We start from the raw sequence: 8,284 nt of genomic DNA, 5'->3' as shown, positions 1-8,284 counted from the left end.
AGTTTGCCTCGGTGGTGGCGTCCATCATCAAGTTGCGGCAAGTCTGGTAAGCATCTGTGAAGTGCGCGCTAGGGTCGACAGTGATAAGGCCAGAGAAGACTGTTTTGGCGTTGCCGTAGAGAGTGTTCTTATAAAGCAGGTCACTGAATGTGTGTGCTGCAGCGTGGTGCTGGAATGTACGTTGGTCGAACTTCTGCTCACCCGCTGGGATGTTCAGTGAAAGCATGTCAGAGTTGGCTCCCTTGCCACGGAGTAATGAGAGTGACTCGTTGCGTGCCCATGCACTACCTACGTTGAGGGTGAATGCCTTTGCATTTGAATCGCGCTCAGCAGAGGTATTATTGATCTGTATGATCTTTGAGCTAAGGTTGAAGTCCTGAATCGCTGAATAGTTGAGCAGTGAACCAGCCCCTGCAACTAGGTCGTTCATAGCGATACAGAGACCAGCACCGTCACTAGCGCTCTTGAAGTAATCTACCACTGTCACCTTAGCGTTGTCTTCAGTAACAATGAGAGTGTGTGGGAAGATTGCTAACTGATCACCAGCAAGAATGTGGTACACTTCGATTGGCTTGTCGACTTCCACGCCTTTAGGAATGTAGACAAAGAGGCCGTTAGTGAGATGCGCTTGATGCAGGGCAGCAAACTTTGCTGAGCCGAGCTTTGACTCACCCTTCATGAAGTGTTTTTGAACAAGTTCAGAGTGCTGTTGAAGTGCGTCTTCAAGTGGTAAACAAATAACACCATCGGGAAGGTCCGCTTCTGCGTGAGCTAGCGAATCATTGGCAAAAATGAATTGAGCTGATGTTTCGTCGAGCCCAGAGATGGAAATGTCGATATTTTCGGATTCAGCAAATGCTGCTGGAGTGAAGCTGCTGAAGTCGAGCTGCTTGAGCTCTCCGAAACGCCATGTTTCCATCTTGCGGGACGGAGCTGGAGTGTCGAGGTAGGTCTGCCAAGCCGCGTTTTGTGCGTCGGTGAACCATTGTGGTGCATCAGCGAGTGTGCCTGGCTGTTCAGCCGTGATGCTGGGTAATTCTAAAGTAGTCATTAAGTGAGTATTAAGTGTGAAGTGTGAAGTGTGAAGACGACTGGCAGCGGTGCTGTAAAGAGTTTGGCTCCAGCCTAATCGCAATTCTTAATTCCTAATTGTTAATTCTTAATTGCCGGATTTATCCGACACTGCCTTCCATTTCTAGGTCGATGAGGCGCTTGAGCTCTACTGAGTATTCCATTGGGAACTCGCGGACGAGCTCGTTGATAAATCCGTTGACAGCGAGCGACATTGCTTGCCCTTCGTTAAGTCCACGCTGCTGCATGTAGAAAAGCATGTCCTCAGAAACCTGAGAGACTGAAGCCTCGTGCTGAGTCACGTGCTGGTTCCCGCGAACTGTGATAGCTGGGTAGGTGTCAGTGCGTGAGTGGCTATTGATAAGGAGCGCGTCACACTCAGTGTTGTTCTTACAACCCTTTAGGTGCTTAGGAATATGCACCTGGCCACGGTAAGTAGAGTTGCCTTTTCCGACGGAGATAGACTTAGAAACCACGTTAGATGTGGTGTTGTCTGCCGCGTGGATCATCTTAGCACCAGTGTCTTGAAGCTGGCCATCGTTAGCGAGTGCGATGGAGATCACCTCACCACGCGCGCCTTCGCCTTTCATCACAACACCAGGGTATTTCATAGTGAGGCGTGAACCTATGTTACAGTCAATCCAGCGGATTTCTGCATCTTCGTGCGCGATACCACGCTTGGTCACGAGGTTGAATACGTTGGATGACCAATTCTGAACTGTCACGTACTGAATCTTAGCACCCTTGAGAGCAACCAGCTCAACCACAGCTGAGTGAAGCGTCGCGGTCTCGAATTTAGGGGCAGTACAACCTTCCATGTACATGATTTCAGATCCTTCGTCAGCGATGATGAGCGTACGCTCAAACTGACCGAAGTTTTCGGAGTTGATACGGAAGTATGCTTGAAGGGGTTGCTTGAGCTTTACGCCTTTTGGTACATAGATGAATGAACCACCGGAGAATACTGCGGAGTTGAGTGCTGAGAACTTGTTGTCACCCGTTGGGATTACCTTGCCGAAGTATGGACGGAATATCTCTTCGTGTTCACGCAGACCTTCAGTAGAGTTAACGAAGATGACACCTTCCTTGCTCAGAGCTTCTTTGACGTTTGAGTATGCTGCCTCTGAGTCGAACTGAGCTTCTACACCTGCGAGGAATGCACGTTCCTGCTCGGGGATACCGAGACGCTCAAATGTTTCTTTGATGTCGTCAGGGACATCGTCCCAGCTACGTTTCGGGCGCTCACCGTCTGAAAGGTAGTAGCGGATGGCGTCGAAGTCGATGTTGTTAAGGTCGTCTGTTGCCCAGTTGGTGGGCATTGCCTTTGATTCAAATACCTCGAGAGCCTTGAGGCGAAATTCGAGGATCCAGTCTTTTTCTTTTTTGACGTCCGAGATGTAGCGAACGGTGTCGGCATTGAGACCGTAACCTGCGTCGAACTTGTGGTTCTCAGGGAAACGGAAGTCGCCCGTGGCGCGATCGACATCGATCGCGGCTTGTGTGTCCTGATCAATCTCAGGAGCAATTGTTGTGTCTGAAATGTCCATAATCTTGGTGATTTGAAATGTGTGATTTGTGATTTGAGATTGCTAGTGGGCTGCGACCAATTATTTGGAATTGGGGTGTCGTTGTCCTTTGATATCTGAATTCTGTAAATGGGCTGCCCATGCTCTGAGTTGCTTGCTACAGCTCAGGCTCAGTTCTTTGAGGTGCACTATTTGAGATTTGAAATCTGAGAGATGAGGTCGACGCTCAAATAGAATGAGCATCGATCTAGTTTCTGCTGCTGATCCCCGAGCAATGTAGATGAATCTGAGCAAATCACGCGTGCTGCCTCGCTCAAAACCTTCAGCGATGTTATTTGAGACGGAGAGCGAGCAGCGCTCAATCTGATCTCTTTTGCTAAAGCTGAGTTGGTTATTGTTCATCGAGCTAAGAAGGTCGTCTACGCCTTCAGCTAAGCGAATAGCTTCTTGCCAGACTGGTAGATCTTCAAATTGCTCGTAGGTCATTGGTGATTTCAAATTACTAATTTCAAATCTCAAATACGAAGTCGAGTTACGCAGTAACCGGCTTCGTAAGGTAGTCGTAGCCTTTTTCTTCTAGCTCGAGAGCAAGCTCAGGGCCGCCGCTCTTGACGATTTGGCCGTCCGCGAGAACGTGCACGACGTCTGGCTTGATGTAGTTGAGAAGCCGCTGGTAGTGGGTGATCACGAGGAAGCCGCGGTTTGCACTGCGGAGCATGTTTACTCCTTCAGAAACGATTTTGAGGGCATCGATGTCGAGGCCGGAGTCAGTCTCGTCGAGTATGCAGTAGCGTGGATCGAGCATCATCATCTGGAGGATCTCGTTGCGCTTCTTCTCACCACCAGAGAAACCTTCGTTCACGGCGCGTGAAGTGAACTTTCGGTCCATGTCGAGCGCATCCATCTTTGAGTAGAGGTCCTTGTAGTAGGCAACAGCGTCAAGTTCCTCACCATCTGGAAGACGAGCGGAGAGTGCTGCACGGATGAAGTTAGCATTGGATACACCTGGGATTTCCATTGGGTACTGGAACGCGAGGAAAATACCAGCGCGGGAACGCTCATCCACACTGAGCTCAAGAACGTCAACACCATCCATAGTGATAGTTCCTGCAGTCACTTCATAGTCGTCGTGACCTGCTATAATTTTAGAAAGAGTGGACTTGCCTGCACCGTTTGGCCCCATGATAGCATGGACTTCGCCCGTAGGGATTTCGAGGTTAAGGCCCTTAAGGATCTCGGTGTCAGCGATCTTTGCGTGAAGGTCTTTAATAATGATAGACATGACTGTAGTGTGTTCTGTTGTTGGGGTTGTGTTAAATGTATAAGCACGGTCGAAACCGCGAAAGTAGTTTGAGTAGGGGAAATCTTTAGGTCTTAGGGAGTGTGCCACGGAGGGTTATTTCAAGACTTGAAATGTCAGCGTTCTCCGGGATGTCCAGAAAGTCGCTGAGTTGTACACCTTTTTTGAAATTGATGTCGTGGATTACGCCAGTTTTCTCGTCGTGGAAGTGCCCGTGTTCACTTAGATTTGGACAATAGCGAGAAGATTCGCGGTCGAAATTCACCTGCTTCACAGCCTTGTGTTCCACTAGAGTCTCTAGGCAATTATAAATCGTAGCAAGTGAGATGCCAGGTGTGCTGTGCTTCACCCGATCGTAGACTTCGGAAGCGGTCGGGTGGTCACGCGATTCTGTGAGCACGCGGTACACATCCTTACGTTGTTTAGTCATACGTAAGCCTGGAATATTGAGTGTGTCTGCTGGTGTGCTCATAGGCGTGGGTAAACTAGCTAAGTATCGGAATGGATCAAGTCTTAATTAGAATAATTCTAAGTCTTAATAAAGGAAAGGAAATACCATTGTTTGTTGCTTCAACTCACTGAATTATTTATGACTTATCCATGCATCGAGACGTTGAACGTATACTGATTAATGGAGAAGAGATCCGAGAGAGGCTCGATTGTGTCGCTAAAAACTTGATGGCGGAATTTGCCAGTGACGGACTAGTGGTGGTCATATTGCTTAAAGGAGCCTTAGTTTTTGCCGCCGACATGTGCAGGAGGCTCCCAGTGACGATGACGGTGGAGTGCCTCAATATCTCTAGTTACCATGGAAATATCAAAACCAGTGGCAAGGTGGAGTTCCTCGATAGGAAAATGCCCGAGGTTGAGGGCAAAAAGGTTCTCATTATGGATGACATTCTCGACACCGGACTGACAATGTGTGCGGTCTCAGATGCTTTACTCGAACTCGGGGCATCCGAAGTGCGTAGCTGTGTGCTTTTGAATAAGCGAAAAGAACGCGCTGGAATGTGTGAGGCTGACTTCAAAGCCTTCGATATTGACGACGAATTTGTCATCGGCTATGGGCTCGATTATCAAGGCCGTTATCGAAACCTTCCTTATGTTGGCGTGATGAAGCAGGAGAGTATTTAGTATAGAGAATAATGACAAATAAGGCCCAAACCATTAATGGATTGAGCCTTACTTCAATGGTTAATTGGGGGGGCTAATCTTCTATCGAATCGATGATTGGAGTTCCGTAGAGCGTGAAGCCAGTACAGGCATCGATCTTTGTTTTGAAGATCTTGCCGACGAGTCGGTCTGCGTTGCCCTCAACGATGACAATCTTGTTTTGTCCAGTACGCGAGTTGAGCGTGTCTGGGTTGTTTTTAGACGGTCCAGTACAGAGCACTTCTTGGATAGTTCCTACCAGCGCGTGGTTGGTGCGCTGAGCAACTTCATCGACCAATGCTAGCAGGATTTGGTTGCGCTTCTCTTTGATCGGTTCAGGGATTTGATCCAGTCTCTCGGCAGCAGGTGTGTTGCGACGCTCTGAGTAGCGGTAGACAAAAGCATTGTCGAATGCGAGATGCTTCATCGTGTCGTAAGTCTCCTGGAATTCCTCGTCAGTCTCACTCGGAAATCCAACGATCACATCCGTGGTGACCGACATGTCTGGACGCACCGCTTTGATCTTTTCGATGATATCGATAAACTTAGCATTCTTATACGGGCGACGCATTTGCTTCAGCACTCGGTCACTACCGCTTTGCATAGGGAAATGAATATGGGAGCAAAGCTTGGGTAAGTAGCCGTAGGCCGCGATCAAATCATCGCGAAAGCCAATAGGGTGAGGGGAGGTGAAACGGATGCGCTTGATGCCATCAATCTCGTGAACAGCCTCAAGGAGTTGGACGAATGGAGACTTACCATCGACCTTTGGAAATTCAGTACGGCCGTAGAGGTTGACGATCTGACCAAGCAATGTGACTTCCTTCACGCCGCGCTCGGCCAGGGTCTCACATTCTTTAACAATATCAGCAATCGGGCGACCACGCTCGCGGCCTCGGGTGTCGGGAACGATGCAGTAGGAGCATTTCATATTGCACCCCTGCATAATAGAGACGAAAGCTGTCGGATCAGTCGTCGTATTGACGTGATCCTTGATCGTGTTTTGCGAATCCTTTTCCTCTTCGATGTCGCAGATGTTATCGCCTTTGTAAGTGAGCTTGAGGTCGTCCATCCGGCGCTCAAGGCGAGATTTAAGAATCCCATCCACATACTCAAAGACCTTGTGGTACTTCTGGGTACCAACCACCACATCGAGGTGGGGGACATTTTGAAATAGCTCGGATCCGCGCGACTGAGCCATGCAGCCCATGAAGCCGTAAACCACGTGTGGCTTGCGCTGACGGTGGGCACCCATGTGGCCCATTTTTCCCAGCGCCTTTTGCTCCGCTTGATCTCGGACCGAACAAGTATTCACAAGAATAGCATCCGCATCGAACTCGTCTTTGGTGACCGTGTATCCACCTTCAGTAAACATCCGAGCAACCTGCTCAGAATCACGTTCGTTCATTTGTCATCCGTAAGTCTTGATAAATACGTTCGGCATCTGTTTGCTATCCTTTTAGGGTAAATGGGATAGCGCATTCCATCGTGAAATACGCTGATCGAGCTCGACGTCATAGCTCGGATTATACGGATTGCAAGACGATTGAAGGCTTGTCATCACTATCATCCTTGTCTAGGTTTGCACCGCAATCCCAGCAACCAATGCCCTGGTAGTTCAATGGATAGAACAAGGCTCTCCTAAAGCTTAGATCTGGGTTCGACTCCCGGTCAGGGTATTTGTTGGTTTCCTTATATTATATAAGGTGTTTCGTGATGCAATGAGATGTTGACTAAATGCGACATTCGGCCAAATACATCCGTTTTCGCACCAATTCGGTCGAGAATCTGTGTAAAATCTGTGTAATTATTTTCACCCTATTTTGATCGGCCGAGCCCTTACTTACTTGATTACCAGTAATAATCTTCAGGCTCGATCCCTTTAGCTACTGAAATATGAAATATGCTTCAATGGAATTCCCGCGCCTAGGAATGGATCGATCATTTCTAGACGAGCTTTCATCCACTGGATTTGCAGAAAGTCGTCCTCTGTAATATTGTAGCCTTCAGACTTCAGTCGAGAAGCTTGTTGCTCACACATCTGGATATACTCGCGTAGCTCCGTGACGTATTTATAACTTGCTGGCATTCCAACAATGACTTATGTTGCTTTTTTTCGAGCCGTTTTTGTTTGTTTCGAGCATCTAGGTACTCAGAAATGAACGCATATCTTCTCTTTTTTTCTTCCCTTGCGAGCTTAAGAGCCTTGGCGTCCTTCATTTGCTTAATTGCCGTTTCAGCAAGAGTTGCAATGAAAGATTCGAGTTTGGAAATCTTGGCGTCACGCTTTTTGATGCTCCCGACTTTGATTTCAAGTAAGCCTCTTTGTGAATGGGTGTAGCTGTCCCAACTGTATTCTGATTTTTTCGTGTAACGTGTCTTGGTCTCCCTGATCGACAAATGTAGTTTTGCATCTTCCCAGCAAAGCTGAACCGCGCCCGATGTTCAATTTTCGTAATACTCTGGTTCTGTCTTAGGGTTTACCTGGATAGGACAGTGAACCTCAACACCAGTTTCCTCGCAGACTTAAAGAAATGGGTTTAACAATAATAGGGCTCTTTCTAGCTGAGCTTCGGATGTTTCTAATGAAAGGTGCTTCCAGCTCCATTTGGGGATGATCAAGCCATCTCTACCTCATTTCTCACCTCGAAGCGCAATACGAACAGCCTTAATCATCCGATGCTCCTTTTCTGGTCTTTTTTTCTGACTGACCTCACTTGCTTGGAGGGTAGGATTTCTTTGTGTTTGTAGTTTAGGTTGATCGCCTACCCGCCACTCGAGAAGGTGATCTCCAGTCGCTTTCAGCAGTCTAGGTTTGCGGCCCATCTTATGACCATTTGCCTTTTTAGCCCAATAGCCTCGTGGTGAACGAGGGACATTTAGTTTGGTGCGAATCCGCGCTATCATAGATCAGGATAATGCATACTCCTAGGCGATACATACTCCTAGGCGATAGTTACTGCAGGTTTTACCCATATGTCTTCGTAGGGCTGTTCTCGTGTGATCGTTTTATGAATGGCCATCAGCGATACTAGACGTGGCCAATGTTCGCCATCAATACGATAGAGACTACAGTGTGGGGTCTATCTGATGCTTGCACTCGTTGGTTCGCAAGACCTCCCCGGTAGTGTAAAAAACGTCTGTAAAAACTCAAAACGCCTCGACCTCTTGCAAGAGGGTCGCCCAGATCAGTTACTTAAGGAGCAAACACAAAAGCACCGACCAATGGACGAAC

At 48.0% G+C, this 8,284-nt stretch carries 9 protein-coding genes and 1 tRNA gene; 2 read left to right on the top strand and 8 right to left on the bottom strand.

Going from position 1 to position 8,284, the window contains the following annotated elements; genetic code table 11:
* The 5 genes from ABGY95_RS02155 to ABGY95_RS02135 all read right to left on the bottom strand — a co-directional run.
* Positions 1-1,051, bottom strand: a 1,051-nt coding sequence (locus ABGY95_RS02155) for a SufD family Fe-S cluster assembly protein (protein WP_347440037.1), incomplete at its 3' end; no start/stop codon positions are given.
* Between the two features lie 121 nt (positions 1,052-1,172).
* A complete protein-coding gene (gene sufB / locus ABGY95_RS02150; protein WP_347440036.1) occupies positions 1,173-2,618 on the bottom strand; it encodes a Fe-S cluster assembly protein SufB in 1,446 nt (481 codons plus the stop codon).
* A gap of 60 nt (positions 2,619-2,678) precedes the next feature.
* Entirely contained in the window at positions 2,679-3,095 is a 417-nt protein-coding gene (locus tag ABGY95_RS02145) for a four helix bundle protein (RefSeq protein WP_347440035.1), read from the bottom strand.
* A 34-nt stretch (positions 3,096-3,129) separates the two neighbouring features.
* The gene (gene sufC, locus ABGY95_RS02140) at positions 3,130-3,879 is read right to left on the bottom strand and encodes a Fe-S cluster assembly ATPase SufC (protein ID WP_347440034.1); all 750 of its coding nucleotides are present in this window, start codon (positions 3,877-3,879) and stop codon (positions 3,130-3,132) included.
* Between the two features lie 85 nt (positions 3,880-3,964).
* Positions 3,965-4,369 carry a transcriptional repressor gene (locus ABGY95_RS02135; RefSeq protein ID WP_347440033.1) on the bottom strand — a complete coding sequence of 135 codons (405 nt, stop codon included), beginning with the start codon at positions 4,367-4,369 and terminating at the stop codon, positions 3,965-3,967.
* A 128-nt stretch (positions 4,370-4,497) separates the two neighbouring features.
* Here ABGY95_RS02135 and hpt point away from each other — a divergent pair, with 128 nt between their 5' ends.
* Positions 4,498-5,031, top strand: a complete 534-nt coding sequence (hpt, locus tag ABGY95_RS02130) for a hypoxanthine phosphoribosyltransferase (RefSeq protein ID WP_347440032.1) — start codon at positions 4,498-4,500, stop codon at positions 5,029-5,031.
* Positions 5,032-5,104: 73 nt separating this feature from the next.
* Here the strand turns inward: hpt and miaB are convergent, their stop codons facing one another.
* A complete protein-coding gene (miaB, locus tag ABGY95_RS02125; RefSeq protein ID WP_347440031.1) occupies positions 5,105-6,457 on the bottom strand; it encodes a tRNA (N6-isopentenyl adenosine(37)-C2)-methylthiotransferase MiaB in 1,353 nt (450 codons plus the stop codon).
* A 199-nt stretch (positions 6,458-6,656) separates the two neighbouring features.
* Here miaB and ABGY95_RS02120 point away from each other — a divergent pair.
* Positions 6,657-6,728: transfer RNA gene (locus ABGY95_RS02120), tRNA-Arg, on the top strand.
* A gap of 203 nt (positions 6,729-6,931) precedes the next feature.
* Here ABGY95_RS02120 and ABGY95_RS02115 read toward each other — a convergent pair.
* Together ABGY95_RS02115 and ABGY95_RS02110 are read right to left on the bottom strand one after the other, a co-directional pair.
* A complete protein-coding gene (locus ABGY95_RS02115; RefSeq protein WP_347440030.1) occupies positions 6,932-7,138 on the bottom strand; it encodes a hypothetical protein in 207 nt (68 codons plus the stop codon).
* 545 nt (positions 7,139-7,683) lie between these two features.
* The gene (locus ABGY95_RS02110) at positions 7,684-7,956 is read right to left on the bottom strand and encodes a hypothetical protein (protein WP_347440029.1); all 273 of its coding nucleotides are present in this window, start codon (positions 7,954-7,956) and stop codon (positions 7,684-7,686) included.
* Positions 7,957-8,284: the final 328 nt, after the last annotated feature.

The sequence above is a fragment of the Rubritalea sp. genome, from assembly GCF_039830215.1.
In the GTDB taxonomy this organism is placed as follows: Bacteria; Verrucomicrobiota; Verrucomicrobiia; order Verrucomicrobiales; family Akkermansiaceae; genus Rubritalea.
Note: the sequence above shows the minus strand (reverse complement) of the source record. Positions and strands in the feature narration are given on the sequence as shown.

Coding starts and splice junctions, on each gene's coding strand:
- sufB (WP_347440036.1), bottom strand. CDS start 2,618: ATGGACATTTCAGACACAACAATTGCTCCTGAGATTGATCAGGACACA.
- sufC (WP_347440034.1), bottom strand. CDS start 3,879: ATGTCTATCATTATTAAAGACCTTCACGCAAAGATCGCTGACACCGAG.
- ABGY95_RS02135 (WP_347440033.1), bottom strand. CDS start 4,369: ATGAGCACACCAGCAGACACACTCAATATTCCAGGCTTACGTATGACT.
- hpt (WP_347440032.1), top strand. CDS start 4,498: ATGCATCGAGACGTTGAACGTATACTGATTAATGGAGAAGAGATCCGA.
- miaB (WP_347440031.1), bottom strand. CDS start 6,457: ATGAACGAACGTGATTCTGAGCAGGTTGCTCGGATGTTTACTGAAGGT.
- ABGY95_RS02115 (WP_347440030.1), bottom strand. CDS start 7,138: ATGCCAGCAAGTTATAAATACGTCACGGAGCTACGCGAGTATATCCAG.
- ABGY95_RS02110 (WP_347440029.1), bottom strand. CDS start 7,956: ATGATAGCGCGGATTCGCACCAAACTAAATGTCCCTCGTTCACCACGA.